Raw genomic sequence first — 13,414 nt, 5'->3', positions numbered from 1 at the left:
CCCGCTGACGACGCCCCGGTGGTGGGCGGGGCCCAGAGCCCATCCGGGTGCCCGCCCACCACCGCTCCGCCACCATTCCGCCACCGGCCCTGACTGCGAGGGCGCCGGTGCCCCCCAGCGGGCCACCGGCCCGACAACGGCCATTCCGAGGGAGCCGAACGCCCATATGACCGCGACCAGTGAGATCCCGCGCCTGCGCCAGGGGGTGTCCCTGATCGTCGGCATGGACAACCAGCCGATGCTCTTCGACTCCGACTCGGGCAAGTACCACCGCCTCGGGGCGGCGGCCGCGCTCATCGTCGGCCAGTTCGACGGGCGGCGCTCACTGCCCACGATCATCGACCAGCTCCCCCAGGACATCGATGACGCCGGGGCCCAGCGCATCACCCGCATGGTCGAGGTCCTGCGCACCAACCGTCTCCTGGAGGGCGCCCAGCCCCCCGGCCAGGCCAGTGACTACGTCAAGAAGCCGGTCGAGGGGCGCCACGTGGCGCCACCGCGCCGCGGCAAGCACGCCCACGCCCAGCCCCCGCGCTGGAATGGGGGCTGGCTGCTGCCCCGCTTCATCATCATGCGCTCCTACCGGCGTGTGGTGGCACCCGTGGTCAGGCTGCTGCACCACCTGCCGGTGCGGGTGCTGAGCATCCTGTTCCTGCTGGCCTCCGCCACCGGTTTCGCCGCCGGGGTGATGAGCCTGTGGCTCCTGTCCGGTGGGCCGCGCCCCGGCATGGGAGTCGTCCTGATCGCCGTGCTCATCCAGCTGGTGAGCATCCTGGGCCACGAGTCCTGGCACGCCATCGTCGCCGGCTATCTGGGCACCCCCGTGCGCGGCCTGGGCGTGGCCATCATGTTCTGGGTGGTGCCCATCGCCTTCGTGGACCGCACCGACTCCTACCAGGTGCGCTCCCGCTGGGGCCGGGCCATGCTCGCCCTGGCGGGCATCTGCTCCGACGGCGTCGTGTGCGGCCTGGAGGCGGCGGTGGCCGCGGCCTCCACGGGCACGGTCAGGCAGGTGGCCCTGACCCTGTGCGCCTTCCAGCTCACCATGCTCATCACCAACCTCCACCCCCTGACCCAGTCCGATGGCGTGGCCGCCGTCGAGGCGCTGACCGGATCGGTCAATCTGCGCGGCCGCTCCATGCTGGTCCTGCGCAGTGTCCTGCGGCGCGAGCCCCTGCCCCCCGCCCTGGCCGTCATGGGGCCGATGGCGCGCTGGGGCTACTTCACCTACGGCCTGCTGTGCGTGCTGCTGGGGATCGCCTTCACCTGCCTGAGCGTCCTGTGGCTGCTGCTCATCCTGGTCAACGCCGTGAAAGGCCTGTTCGCATGACCCTTCCTGCTCCTCCCGGTCCCGACCCCCGCACCGCACCGCCGTTAAGGAGCGGGGACGCGCCGCTCCGCGTGCGCCCGGCGCCCCCGGGCACCTCGGCCGGCCCCGCCATTGCGGAGGCGCCCTCGCCCTCGCAGGCGGCGGCCCACAGCGGAGTGGTCATCGCCTTCCCCACGCTCGTGCGCATGGGAGGACTGCCTGCGCGGGCGGTGCCCGAGCCCCAGGCGGGCCTGATCGCCGCCCTGGAGCACCTGCGCCGCCTCGATGAGGATCTCAAGCGCACCGGCCAGCGGCTGCTCGACCCCCTCTACGAGGCCATCCCCACCCTGGCCAGGCCCCAGCGCCGGGCCGTGCTGAGCGCCAAGAGGCGGGTCTACCAGGGCAGGCAGGCCGCCGTGAGCGCCCAGGTGCGGGCGGAGCTGCCCCCGGGCATCGCCGCCATGCTCTCGGAGTGGGACGATCTGGTTGGCGCGCGGCAGGAGGCCCACGCCCTCCTGGAGGCACAGGTGGAGTCCGACCTCGCCCACGCCCGCGCCCTCCTGGCCCGCGGCCTGGACGAGCCCGGCTACCTGAGCTCCTTGGCGGTGGCCGCACCGGCTCTGGTGGCGGCGCTGAGCGCCCGCGGCCCCCGGCTCGAGGACCCGCGCATGCTGCGCAGCCTCTACACCCTGGCCACGCGCACCGCCTTGAAGACCAGCCCCTTCTCGGGACTGACCACGGTGGCTGAGGCCGCCCGCCCCGCCCAGGGACGGAGCCTGTGCACCGTGGCACTCCACCTGGCCCACGGCATCCTTGCCGCCACCGCGCGCCAGATCGATCCGGACGGCTTCCTGCAGCTGGAGAGCGCCCCGGTCACGCGGGCCCCCAGTCCCCGTGGCGTGACCGGGGCGGCGGAGCCCGGTGAGCAGGACCGCCAGGACCAGCGGGCGGCGCCGCATGAGGCGGGCCAGGGGCAGGACCTGCCCCTGGCCGCCGTCGCCGAGCACGACTACGCCAACGGGATGCACTTCCGCCGAGAGGAGATCCAGCCGGCCCAGTGGGTCCTGGCCTGCCATGAGGCCTTGACCGCCGGGCGGCTCGACCCCGCCCCGGTGGGCGTGGCCGAGGCCATGCGAATCCTGGGGGGCCGCAACCCGCGGCTGCGGCTGGGCCGCCTGCTCGCCTCGGGCGCCGTGCGGCCCCGCGTTCCCTGGCAGCGCGGCGAGGAGCCCTTCACCGCTCTGGCGGGCACCCTCTCCCCGGATCAGTTCCGGGTATGGGGTCAGGATCTGGCGTGGCTCTCAGGACTGGGGCGCGCCGTCCAGGACGCCCCCGGGCCCCAGCGCGCCGAGCTGCTCACCAGGGCCGGGAGGCTGGCCCAGCGCATCTTCCCCGACGGCGAGCTGGGCACCAAGCCCTCGGGCTTCCTCTACGAGGACCGCGAGTCCCAGGTGTCCTGGGATGAGCCCGCTGACGATGAGCGCTTCGCCCAGGACGCGCGCACCCTGGCCGCCCTGGCCGACCCGTGGGTGACCCGCTCGCGCATCTACGACCTCATGGTGGAGCGGTTCGTCGCCCGCTACGGCAGCGGAGGAGTATGCCAGGACCCCCTGGCCTTCCTCATGGCCCTGGCCCACGCCCCTGACGGGGACGCCCAGATGCTGCGCGCCTCCACCTGGGACTACACCGCCGGGCCCAACCCCGAGCGCGCCGCCATGCCCGGGGGCCTGAGTGCCTGCCCCCGCCACCTGGGGGCCTATCTCCAGCCCGTGAGCACCGGGTCTGCCTCGCCCACCCACGAGCTGACCGTGGTCAATGCCCTGACCAGCGGTCACGGCGCTCTCCAGGCCCGCTTCCACCGCCTGCTGGGCCAGGACTACCGTCAGCGCCTGGCCCAGCGCATCCGCCACTGCTGGGGGCTGGAGCGCGTCCTGGAGGTGCAGGCCGCCACGGAGTGCCATACCGGTCAGGCCGTCTCCTGCGGGGTCCTGCCGCCACTGGGCCTGCCCGGAGAGCCGCCCAGTGCCCAGGCCGTGGCCCTGCAGTCCCTGCGCCTGGTGCACGACCCGAGCACGCGCACCCTGTTCCTGGCCGATGGGCGGGGGCCGGTGGGCCTGGCCTACCTGGGGCTCATCCCCCAGCACCGCCTGGGCGGCTACCTGGCCTGGCTGGCGCTGCTCAGCGACCCGTGGGCGCGACTGGCGCCCTTCGCCGACCATTGGCTCAGCCGCAGCCGCGAGCGCACCGGTCCCCTGCCGCAGGCCGTGGTGCACGAGCCGCGCGCCGTCCATGGGCGCCTGGTCACCCGCCGCGAGTCCTGGACCCTGCCCGCTCAGCAGGTGACCCGCCTCCTGGACCGGGATCCGACGGTCAGCCTCATCGGGGTGGCTGGGCTGCGCGAGCAGTGGGGGCTGCCCGCCGAGGTCTACGTCCTCCAGCACCTGCCCTCGCGGGGGGCGACCTTCGATGAGCACAAGCCCCGCTACGTGGACCTGTGCTCACCGGTGTCCCTGCTGGCGCTGCGCGGGTGGATCGACCCGGCGGCCGAGCATCTGACCCTGGTGGAGGCGCTGCCCGGCCGGGAGGGCCTCAAGGGCCTGACCGCGGGCGGTGAGGCCACGGTGGTGGAGTACCTCATCGGCATGCAGTGGCCCAAGGAGACGGGGGTCGGCGCCCCTGGTGGGGAAGGAGCGAGGCGATGAGTGCGGATGCGGGAGAGCAGGTGGACTGGCTGTTCGTGCGCATCTACTGCGGTGGGGGCGATGACACTGATGCGCTGCTTCCCCAGGTCGCCGGCTGGCTGGAGGAGGTGCGCGCCCACTGGCCGGTCCTCTCCGCGCACTTCCTGCGCTTCATCGACCTGCGCGGGCACCACGTGCGGCTGCGGGTCAAGGCGGCGCCGGATGACCTCGATGAGATCGCAGCCCGCCTGGGGGCCCTGGAGGCCGCCTCCCGGGCGGCGCCGGTGCGCACGGTTGAGCGCCTGGTGCCCGATCCGCTCACCCGCGCCGTGGACGGCCGGGCGGGGGTGAGCCAGGCGGTCTACGGCCCGGAGTACGACAAGTACGGGGCCGGGGCGGGGGTGGAGGTCGCCGAGCGCCATTTCGACGCCTCCTCCCGGTGGTGCCTGACCCATCGGATCTGGGAGGTGCCGCGCCCGGTGCCCCGGGTGGCGCTGGCGGCCCGGCTCCTGGCCCGGGCGGCCGGCCAGGCCACGCTGGTACCGGCTGATCTGCTGGCGCTCCACCTGCGCACCTGGGGTCGGCGCCTGCCCGAGGAGCTGCGTGACGGGGCGGCGCTGGGCCCCCTGGTCCAGCAGGTCCTGGGCTATGACGGCCGGTCGCTGGCGGCCTGGCGCCTCTGCGCGGAGTCGGTGGGCGAGCCGGCCCAGGACGCCGCGATCGCGATCAGTCGGATCGGGGCGGGGCCGCAGGGGCGGCGGGCCATCGACCTGCTGCATATGGACCTCAACCGGCTGGGCCTCAACGCCGCCGAGGAGTGCGTGGCCGGGGTCTGCGCCCGCTACCTGCTCCAGGGGTAGGGGGCGACGGGCCCGGCGGCACAGGATATGAGTGCGGGGCGCGGATGGCAGCAGGGGTTGTCGCCATCCGCGCCCCGCACTGGCCTCTGGGCCGGGGGACGCCCGGGCTACTTCACGGCCCCCGAGGTGATGCCCGAGATGATGCTGCGCTGGAAGACCGCGAACAGCACGATGAGCGGCAGGCTCATGAGCAGCACATAGCTGAAGATGAGGTGCCAGTTGTTCAGGTGCACTCCTGCGCTGGCCACCGCGAACAGGTTGAGGGGCAGGGTGTCCAGGCGCCCGCCCACGATGAACAGGGCGTAGAAGACGTCGTTCCACACGTACAGGCTGATGAGGATCGTGGCCGTGGCCAGCACCGGCCGCAGCAGCGGCAGGATGATCGTGAGGAAGACGCGCACCGGGCCTGCGCCGTCGATCCTGGCCGCCTCCTCCAGGGACTCCGGGACGGTGCGCACGAAGCCGGTGACGAAGAAGATGACCGTGGACAGGTACATGCCGGTGTAGGTGCACACCATGCCCACTGCGCTTCCGGCCAGGCCCAGCTGGCGCAGCAGCAGCACGAGGGTGACCACCGCGGGCGGCAGGATGATGCCCGAGATGCCGATGGCGTAGACCACGGCGGCCGCCCTGCTGGAGCGCCGGGCCAGGATCCAGGCGGCCATCGACCCCAGGATCAGGACCGCCAGGACCGAGGGCACCAGCAGCAGCAGGCTTCCCAGGAAGGCCGGGCCGATCTCGCCTCGCACGGCGACCTCGGAGAGGTTGTCCCACAACTGCCAGCGCGAGGGCAGGGACAGGTCCGGGGACAGGGCCTCGGCCTGGGACTTGCCGGCCGTGACCAGGACGGTCCACAGGGGCACTCCCACCAGGGAGGCGGCCAGCAGGACGACCACCGCCGGCTGGACCACCGTGGTCAGGAGGCGGCGCGCCGTCGCCGGGCGCTGCGACTGCCGGGCGGGTGCGTGGGGGCGGGTCATGCGATGCTCCTCTCTCGACGGCGCAGCATCCCGATGACCGGGAAGGCCAGGACCACCACTGCTGCGAAGAGCACCAGGCTCATCGTGGTGGCCTGGGCGTACAGGCCCTGCCCGAAGGTGCGGAAGATGAAGAGGTTGAGCAGCTCGGTCGAGCCGCCGGGGCCGCCCCCGGTGGTGGCCTGGACGATGTCGAAGGAGTTCATCGAGCCCAGTAGGGCGGTGGCCACATTGAAGGTGACGGCGGGTGCGATGAGGGGGATCCGGATGTGCAGCAGGGTCTGCCACGGGCTGGCCCCGTCGAGCCGGGCCGCCTCCAGGACCTGGGAGTCGATGGTCTTCAGGCCCGCCAGGTAGACCAGCATCGACATGCCCATCCACTTCCAGGAGTGGATGAGGATGACCACCAGGAGGGTCCACGTCGTCGAGCCCAGCCAGGCGATGCGCACCGGGGAGCCGATGAGCAGGCCCAGGGCCTGGTTGAGCCCGCCCTCGGGCCTGAGCAGGGCCTGGAAGACGTAGCCCACGGCCAGGGCGGACATGATGACGGGGATGAAGAACACGACCCGGGCGATCTTGTTCACGCGCGTATCGCGCTCCAGCAGCAGGGCCAGGCCCAGGCCGAAGAGGTTCTGGAAGACGGCCACGCCGCCGGCGTAGATGAGGGTGATGACCAGGGCCCGGCGCAGGGAGCCGGAGGCCGACAGCTCGGAGAAGTTCTCCAGGCCCACCGGGTTGATCGCGGTCTTGAAGCTCGACCAGTCGGTGAAGGCGTAGATGAAGTTGTAGACCGTGGGGGTCAGGAAGAACACCGCGAGCACGGCGAAGGCCGGTACCACGAATCCCCACGGGTGCGCAGAGCCCGCGCGGTGCCGCGGTGCTCGTCCTGAGGCGGTCATCGGATCAGAATCCCTTCGCGCCCATGGCCTTGGCGAGCTGGGCGAACTGGGACTGGGTCTCCTGGCCCACCTGGGCGGCGGTCTTGGTGCCGGCGATCATGTCCCCCAGGTTCTTGGCCAGGTCGGGGTTGGCGATGGCCAGGGACTGCATGGAGCCCACCGAGGACTCCAGGGCCTTGTTGGACTCCACCAGCGCTGCGGGCACCGTGTCAGGGGTCTGGACGTCCTTGATGATGGAGACGGTGTTCTGGTCCTTGATGAAGTCGGCGTAGCCCTCGGAGAGCCAGAAGGTGAGGAACTGGCGGGAGGCCTCCTCGCGCTTGGCGTCCCCGCTCTTGAAGGCCACGACGGCGTTGGTCTGGTCGGGGATGGAGGTGGCCAGGGTGCCGGATGCCGAGATCGGGAAGAAGCCGATGGTCGAGTCCAGGGTGGCGGTGTCGGTCTGGGCCGCCATGTTGCCCAGGAGGCTGGTGACCTGGATGGCCATGGCCGCCTCGCCCGACAGGATGGCCTTGGCCTGCTGGTCGAAGGTGCCGGTCTTGATGTCGGAGTTGAACAGGCCCTCCTCGATCATGGAGTTGTAGGTGTCGATGGCGCCCTGGATGTCCTTGCCCGTGAACTGGTCCTCATTGGCGTTGACCCGGTCCCACAGGCCGTCCTTGGCGGCCTCGGCCAGCTGGACCTGGACGGCCCACTGCGAGGCCCACCACTCGCCGCCCATCTCGTAGAAGGGGGTCACGCCCTTGGACTTCAGGTCCCGGGCCAGGCTGAGCAGCTGCTCGAAGCTCGTGGGCACCGAGACGCCGTGGGTGGTGAAGACCTCCTTGTTGTACCACACGCCCATGATGGAGGGCGCCGAGACGAAGGCGGCGTAGCGGGTGCCGTCGAGGGTGCCGCCGGCGGCCAGGACGGAGTCCTGGGTGGTCTTCTCCCAGGGCGCGCCGTCGAGGGACTGGAGCCGCTCCTTGGCCCCCAGGGCCAGCAACTGGGAGGCGGTGGGCTGCCACATGGCCAGGTCGGGGACGTCCCCGGTGGCGACCTTGGTCTGCACGCCCTGCTCGTAGGGGTCGGGAATGGTCACGATGCTGACCGTTGCCCCGGTGGCCTCGCCGAAGGCGGCGGCGACCTTCTCGGGGATGGCGGCCGAGGACTGCGCCGCCCACAGGGTCAGCTCGACGCCGTCGAGCTTGTCCGTGGCGGCCGGCCAGGAGGCAGGTGCGTCCTGGCCGGCCCCGGAGCCCTCGCCGGGGTCGGAGCATGCGGCCAGGGACAGTGCGGCGATACCGCCGATGGCCAGGGATAGGGAGGTGCGCCTGCTGACGGGCCTGCTCATCAGGGGTGTCAGGTGACCCGTGGGCCTCATTTCTTCTCCAATCATGCGGCGTCGTTGACGCAGGTGGGTGCTCGGGCCGGGAGGCACGAGGCGGGGCGTGAAGGTGCGGTACGGGCGCTCCGGCATGGCGGGCTCCCGGTTGGGGCCGGGATGCGGGTCGGCGGGGCCCATGGTGACCTCCACTGCGAGGACACGCCTGCTCGGCGGTCGTATCGAATGACGAGGGACACATTAAGGAGCGCGGGCGGGAGGAGTCCACAAGCGCTGAAACGCCCGTTTCATATCAGTGAATCTTCTCCTTAAATATCGGTCAATAAGGGCTTACGCTCGATGCACCAGCTGCTACGCGAAGGAGCGTGAACGATGACTGTTGCCAGGAGGAGCATCCTCATCACCGCCGCGGCCATGGCCGGGGCCCCCGTGCTGGGGGGAGTGGTCCAGCCCCCGGGGCTGTCCTCCCCGGCGCATGCCGACGGGACGGATATCGATCTGGGTCAGTGGCTTCGCATCCCCTCCCTCAGCGATGACTTCACCTCCCCCATCGACCCCTCCCGGTGGCGTCGGGGCCTGTGGTACCCCACCTCGGGGGTGGGGGCCTTCCGCGACGAGAACGCCGATGTCTCCGGCGACAACCTCCGCCTCCACGCGCGCCGCGAGTCATACGGCGGCAAGGCCTACACCTTCGGGGCGGTGGAGTCGGTCTTCGACACCCCCGGGGTGTGCAGCTATGTGGAGGTGCGGGCCAAGGCGCTGACCACCGCTGCCAACGTGCTGTCCGCGATCTGGCTGCAATCCTCCACCCTGGAGGGCACCGACACCCTCATGACCCACCCCAACCCCGAGATCGATGTCCAGGAGACCTTCAAGAACCACGCCATGTCCATGGCCACCCACCTGTGGCCCGCGGGCGGTGGGCATATCGCCCATGGGGGGCGCGAGTACGCCTCCCGGCTCGATGTGTCGCAGGACTACCACATGTACGGCGTCGAGCGCCGCGATGGCAGGATCCGCTTCTACTGGGACCGCCACCTGGCCTGGGACCTTCCCGCGCCGGACCCCTCCCTGTGGCGCATGTCCCGCCACGTGGTGCTGAGCCTGGAGGGCCATCGGGGGAGGCCGGTCGATTCCCGCCTCCCCGCCACCTTCGACATCGACTACGTCCACACCTACTCCCTGGACACCAGGATCCCCTCGCCCGAGCGGTGGATCCGCGTGATCGACCCCGGCACCGGCCTGTGCCTGACCCGTACCGGCGAGGGGGTCGTGCTCGCCGAGGACCGCGACGACGACTCCGCGATCTGGATCCTGGACCGCCAGGACGACCTCACCTGCGTCCTGACCGGCCCCGATGGCGGCGTCCTGGGCCTGGAGCACAAGGACGGCGGCAGCGGCACCTCGGTGCGGGCGGTCGCCGGGGCGGCCACGGGCCCGGACACCCAGGGCAGTCGGCAGCGCTGGCACTGCCTGGAGGCGGGCGGAGGCTTCCAGCTGCTCTCCAAGCTCAGCGGCCTGCCCCTGGTGGTCGACCAGGGCCGGCCCGTGCTGGGTCGGGACTCCTCCAGCGCCCCGCACCCCTGGCGCTTGGAGGCCGCGTAGGCCCGGCGTCGGTTAGAGTGCCGCGCATGATGGCAGTGGGGACCCCGGTGAGAAGGGCTGGCAGGGCGGGTGCCAGGGCCTCGGGCGCCCTGAGGGCATCGCGCCGTGGAGGCGCCCGATGAGCGGGGTGCGCAGGCCCTGGCGGCCCCCGACCCTGGCCGACGTCGCAGCCAGGGCCGGGGTCTCCAAGGCCACCGCCTCGCGGGCCCTGGCGCGCTGGGACAGCGGCGAGGCGTCTCGGCCCTCCTCGACCGACCAGGTCCTGGAGGCCGCCGTGGCCCTGGGCTACAGCCGCTCCCGGGGCGCCCAGCCGCGCCTCCTGGCCCTGGCCACGGATCTGAGCCGCACGGGGTACTGGGCCACCCTGTCCGGGGTCCTGGCCGCCAGCCAGGACCTGGGGGCGGAGATGTCGGTCCATGTGATGACCGGCGCTGCGGACAGCTGGCGGGACAACCTCCTGGGGGAGCGGGACCTGCGGGCCGACGGCGTCGTGGTCCTGGAGTTCGACTCGCCCAGCGCCGCCCTGCTCTCCCACCTGCCGATCGACCTGCCGGTCGCCGTCGCCGGCGGCTATCCCCAGCAGGAGGCCGATGGCCTGCTGCGGGCGTGGACCGATGACCGCACCGGGGCGATGGCCGCCACCAGGCACCTGGTCGGCCTGGGGCACCGGCGCATCGCCTATGTGGGCGTGCCCGCGGCGGGGCACCCGGACCCGCGGCTGCTGGGGTGGCAGCAGGTGATGCGGGAGGAGGGCCTGGCGCCCCTGGAGCCCGTGGCCATCGGCTGGTCGGTGGCCACGGGCATGCGGGCAGCCGCGGCCCTGCACTCCTGGCGCGCCACGGCAGTGCTGTGCGGCAACGACGACCTGGCCCTGGGCCTCATGGCCGGCCTGGACCGACAGGGGCTGCGCGTGCCCGAGGACGTCTCGGTGGTGGGCATGGACGACCACCCTCACGCCGCGGCCGCCCAGCCAGCGCTGACCACGGTGCGCCTGGACTTCGCCGAGGTCGGCCGCAGGGCCGCCCGCCTGGCGCTCGGCGTCGAGCAGGGGCCGGTCATCGAGGTGCCCACCGTCCTGGTGGAGAGGGACTCCACGGCGCCGGCGCCTTGAGGGCCCGGGGCGCGGGCGATCCGTGACCCGCCTCCCGCGCCCCGACCCCGCCACCGGCCCCGGCGGGGGCTGCCGCTCAGTCCCCCAGGTGGGCGACCAGCTCGGGGGCCAGCCCCGTATAGGTGGCGGGGGTCAGGGCCAGCAGCCGCGCCTCGACGTCGTCGGGCAGGCCCAGGCCCGCGATGAACTCGCGCATGTCCTCGGAGCTGACCCGCCTGCCGCGGGTCAGCTCCTTGAGCCGCTCGTAGGGGTCGGCCATGCCCGTGGCCCCGGCCACGGCCGCCGCCCGCATGGCCTGCTGCACCGCCTCGCCCAGCACCTCCCAGGAGGCCTCCAGGTCCTCATCCAGGCGCTGCTGATCGAGGTCCAGGCCCGCCAGGCCCCGGCGGATGTTGTCGATGGCCAGCAGGCAGTGGCCCACAGCCACCCCGATGTTGCGCTGGGTGGTGGAGTCGGTCAGGTCGCGCTGGAGGCGGGAGGTCACCAGGGTGGCCGCCAGGGTGTCCAGCAGGGCGCAGGAGATCTCCAGGTTGGCCTCGGCGTTCTCGAAGCGGATCGGGTTGACCTTGTGGGGCATCGTCGAGGAGCCGGTGGAGCCCTGGGCGCTCAGGCGCTGGCGGAAGTAGCCCAGGGAGATGTAGGTCCAGGCATCGGTGGCCAGGTTGTGGGCGATGCGGTTGAAGCGGGCGATGTCGGAGTAGAGCTCGGCCTGCCAGTCATGGGACTCGATCTGGGTGGTCAGCGGGTTCCAGGTCAGGCCCAGGGACTCCACGAAGGAGCGGGCCACCGCCTGCCAGTCGGCCCCGGGCACCGAGACCACGTGCGCCCCGTAGGTGCCGGTGGCCCCGTTGATCTTGCCCAGGTACTCGGCGGCCTCCACGCGGCGCAGCTGGCGGCCCAGGCGGTGGGCCGTCACCGCCATCTCCTTGCCCACGGTGGTGGGTGTGGCCGCCTGGCCGTGGGTGCGCGAGAGCATGGCGGCCCCGGCGTGCTCGCGGGCCATGGCGCCCAGGTCGGCCACCAGCCCCCGGGCCGCGGGCAGCCACACCCGGGTGATGGCCGCGCGGATGGTCAGGGCGTAGGACAGGTTGTTGATGTCCTCGCTGGTGCAGAAGATGTGGACGATCTCGCCCACGCCCGGCAGGACGGTGGGCCCGCCGTCGGCGCCCTGGACGCCGGGGGCAGTGGCGGCCGCGGCCAGGCGGCGCTTGAGCAGGTACTCCACGGCCTTGACGTCATGGCGGGTCTCGGCCTCGATCTCGGCCAGCTCGGCGATGTCCTGGGCGCCGAAGCCCTCCACGACGCCGCGCAGGTAGGACTTCTCGGTCTCGGAGAGCGCGGGGGCGCCGGGCAGCGTGCCGGTGTCGGTCAGGTGGATGAGCCACTCGACCTCCACCTGCAGGCGCGCCCGGTTGAGGGCGGCCTCGGACAGGTGGTTGACCAGGGGGGCGGCGACGGCGCGGTAGCGGCCGTCGAGGGGGCCGAGGGCGATGGGCGGGGACACGGTGGACAGATCGACCATGCGGCTCATTGTGGCAGGCGGCCGGCCACCGCGGCGGCTGGTCCCACGCGCCGAGGCCGTGTTGCGGATCAGGAGGTCTGCGTGCGGTACATCTTCGAGCGCCCCTGGGCTGGTGCTGTCTCCAAGATCCGTATGATTCCGCGGATCGGGTGTGTGCTCAGATGCTGAAGATGTGCAACGAGGGCCGCGCTGCACATCTTCAGCGTTGCGGCGCGAACAAGAACCGCGGAATCATGCCGCTCCTCGACTTGGTCCCGCTTTCAGGCGGGGCGAAGATGTGCAACCGGGTGGGACCTCATCTGCGGCCTCTCCGGGGAGGACCCGGGTCCAGCGGGCCCCCTCACCGCCGGCTGGTCTCCGCGGCCACGCCCATGGCCCGGCCGCGGATCCAGTAGGCCTGGGACTGGATGGCGCGGCGCGCCAGTCCCGCCTCCAGCAGATGGCGCCGAACCAAGCGCGTCAGGCTGCTCTCCAGGGCCACCCAGGCCCAGGTCGCCGAGCCCAGCGCCCCAAGCGCCTCATCCGCAGCGGCCAGCAGCCCGGCCTGCGGCCACTGCGGATCCACCAGGCGCCACCCATGCTCCCGGCCAGCCCGGGGAAGGCGGTCCTCCGCGCCCGCCACCATGACCACCTCCACCTGGCACGACGGCGGGGCCGCCTCCACGGCGTCGGCCAGCGCGGGGGCCGAGGCCGAATCCCCCACCAGGAGCATCCGCTCACCCTCACCAGGCGCCCGGTAGCGCGTGCCGCCCATGACCTGGATGTCCACCGTCTGACCCGGCCGGGCGGCGCGAGCCCACCGGGAGGCCGGACCCGCGGGATCGTGATGCAGTACCAGGATCTGGGCGCTGGCCTCCTGGCGGTCCATGCGCACCAGGGTGTAGGCCCGCTGGTACTCCCGCTCGCCGTCGGGAATCCACATGCGCACCCAGGTGGTGGGCGGCAGGGGCTCGGTCTGAGCCCCCAGCAGGCTGGGGCAGTGCACGCTCAACTCGGTGTACGGCTCGCGCTCGCGGACACCGGTGATCTCCAGTGTGTGCTCGGGGGCGCGCAGCACCTTGAGCACCGCCCCCTGCAATCCTCGGGACATCAACGACCTCGCCTTCCGGGGCACCGCCCTCCTCGC

Annotated in this window: 10 protein-coding genes; 5 read left to right on the top strand and 5 right to left on the bottom strand. The window is 72.3% G+C overall.

Features of this window, described 5'->3' with window-relative positions; translation table 11 throughout:
• Positions 1-166 precede the first annotated feature (166 nt).
• The 3 genes from MANAM107_RS05200 to MANAM107_RS05190 are packed head-to-tail and all read left to right on the top strand — an operon-like array spanning position 167 to position 4,850.
• On the top strand, positions 167-1,330 hold the full coding sequence (locus MANAM107_RS05200; RefSeq protein WP_179899814.1) for a PqqD family protein: 1,164 nt from the start codon (positions 167-169) through the stop codon (positions 1,328-1,330).
• Positions 1,327-4,011: a lantibiotic dehydratase gene (locus tag MANAM107_RS05195; RefSeq protein WP_223912005.1), complete on the top strand. Its 2,685-nt coding sequence runs from the start codon at positions 1,327-1,329 to the stop codon at positions 4,009-4,011. The genes MANAM107_RS05200 and MANAM107_RS05195 overlap by 4 nt, the downstream gene beginning before the upstream one ends.
• Complete coding sequence (locus MANAM107_RS05190) at positions 4,008-4,850, top strand: thiopeptide-type bacteriocin biosynthesis protein (protein ID WP_179899813.1); 843 nt, start codon at positions 4,008-4,010, stop codon at positions 4,848-4,850. Before MANAM107_RS05195 ends, MANAM107_RS05190 begins: the two co-directional genes overlap by 4 nt.
• Positions 4,851-4,957: 107 nt before the next feature.
• Here the strand turns inward: MANAM107_RS05190 and MANAM107_RS05185 are convergent, their stop codons facing one another.
• Genes MANAM107_RS05185 through MANAM107_RS05175 form a run of 3 tightly spaced genes read right to left on the bottom strand, consistent with a single transcriptional unit; the run spans position 4,958 to position 8,059 of the window.
• Positions 4,958-5,830 carry a carbohydrate ABC transporter permease gene (locus tag MANAM107_RS05185; protein ID WP_223912001.1) on the bottom strand — a complete coding sequence of 291 codons (873 nt, stop codon included), beginning with the start codon at positions 5,828-5,830 and terminating at the stop codon, positions 4,958-4,960.
• A complete protein-coding gene (locus MANAM107_RS05180; RefSeq protein WP_179899811.1) occupies positions 5,827-6,726 on the bottom strand; it encodes a carbohydrate ABC transporter permease in 900 nt (299 codons plus the stop codon). Before MANAM107_RS05180 ends, MANAM107_RS05185 begins: the two co-directional genes overlap by 4 nt.
• Positions 6,727-6,730: 4 nt before the next feature.
• On the bottom strand, positions 6,731-8,059 hold the full coding sequence (locus tag MANAM107_RS05175; protein ID WP_223911998.1) for an ABC transporter substrate-binding protein: 1,329 nt from the start codon (positions 8,057-8,059) through the stop codon (positions 6,731-6,733).
• Between the two features lie 363 nt (positions 8,060-8,422).
• On the opposite strand from MANAM107_RS05175, the gene MANAM107_RS05170 reads away from it, so the two are divergent.
• Both MANAM107_RS05170 and MANAM107_RS05165 read left to right on the top strand, forming a co-directional pair.
• A complete protein-coding gene (locus MANAM107_RS05170) occupies positions 8,423-9,655 on the top strand; it encodes a glycoside hydrolase family 16 protein (RefSeq protein ID WP_223911995.1) in 1,233 nt (410 codons plus the stop codon).
• Between the two features lie 118 nt (positions 9,656-9,773).
• Positions 9,774-10,766: a LacI family DNA-binding transcriptional regulator gene (locus MANAM107_RS05165; RefSeq protein ID WP_179899808.1), complete on the top strand. Its 993-nt coding sequence runs from the start codon at positions 9,774-9,776 to the stop codon at positions 10,764-10,766.
• A gap of 76 nt (positions 10,767-10,842) precedes the next feature.
• Here the strand turns inward: MANAM107_RS05165 and purB are convergent, their stop codons facing one another.
• Both purB and MANAM107_RS05155 read right to left on the bottom strand, forming a co-directional pair.
• The gene (gene purB, locus MANAM107_RS05160) at positions 10,843-12,288 is read right to left on the bottom strand and encodes an adenylosuccinate lyase (protein WP_223911992.1); all 1,446 of its coding nucleotides are present in this window, start codon (positions 12,286-12,288) and stop codon (positions 10,843-10,845) included.
• Positions 12,289-12,628: 340 nt separating this feature from the next.
• Complete coding sequence (locus MANAM107_RS05155; RefSeq protein ID WP_223911989.1) at positions 12,629-13,378, bottom strand: siderophore-interacting protein; 750 nt, start codon at positions 13,376-13,378, stop codon at positions 12,629-12,631.
• Positions 13,379-13,414: the final 36 nt, after the last annotated feature.

The organism is Actinomyces capricornis (genome assembly GCF_019974135.1).
GTDB classification, from domain to species: domain Bacteria; phylum Actinomycetota; class Actinomycetes; order Actinomycetales; family Actinomycetaceae; genus Actinomyces; species Actinomyces capricornis.
Note: the sequence above shows the minus strand (reverse complement) of the source record. Positions and strands in the feature narration are given on the sequence as shown.

Coding starts and splice junctions, on each gene's coding strand:
- MANAM107_RS05200 (WP_179899814.1), top strand. CDS start 167: ATGACCGCGACCAGTGAGATCCCGCGCCTGCGCCAGGGGGTGTCCCTG.
- MANAM107_RS05195 (WP_223912005.1), top strand. CDS start 1,327: ATGACCCTTCCTGCTCCTCCCGGTCCCGACCCCCGCACCGCACCGCCG.
- MANAM107_RS05190 (WP_179899813.1), top strand. CDS start 4,008: ATGAGTGCGGATGCGGGAGAGCAGGTGGACTGGCTGTTCGTGCGCATC.
- MANAM107_RS05185 (WP_223912001.1), bottom strand. CDS start 5,830: ATGACCCGCCCCCACGCACCCGCCCGGCAGTCGCAGCGCCCGGCGACG.
- MANAM107_RS05180 (WP_179899811.1), bottom strand. CDS start 6,726: ATGACCGCCTCAGGACGAGCACCGCGGCACCGCGCGGGCTCTGCGCAC.
- MANAM107_RS05175 (WP_223911998.1), bottom strand. CDS start 8,059: ATGAGCAGGCCCGTCAGCAGGCGCACCTCCCTATCCCTGGCCATCGGC.
- MANAM107_RS05170 (WP_223911995.1), top strand. CDS start 8,423: ATGACTGTTGCCAGGAGGAGCATCCTCATCACCGCCGCGGCCATGGCC.
- MANAM107_RS05165 (WP_179899808.1), top strand. CDS start 9,774: ATGAGCGGGGTGCGCAGGCCCTGGCGGCCCCCGACCCTGGCCGACGTC.
- purB (WP_223911992.1), bottom strand. CDS start 12,288: ATGGTCGATCTGTCCACCGTGTCCCCGCCCATCGCCCTCGGCCCCCTC.
- MANAM107_RS05155 (WP_223911989.1), bottom strand. CDS start 13,378: ATGTCCCGAGGATTGCAGGGGGCGGTGCTCAAGGTGCTGCGCGCCCCC.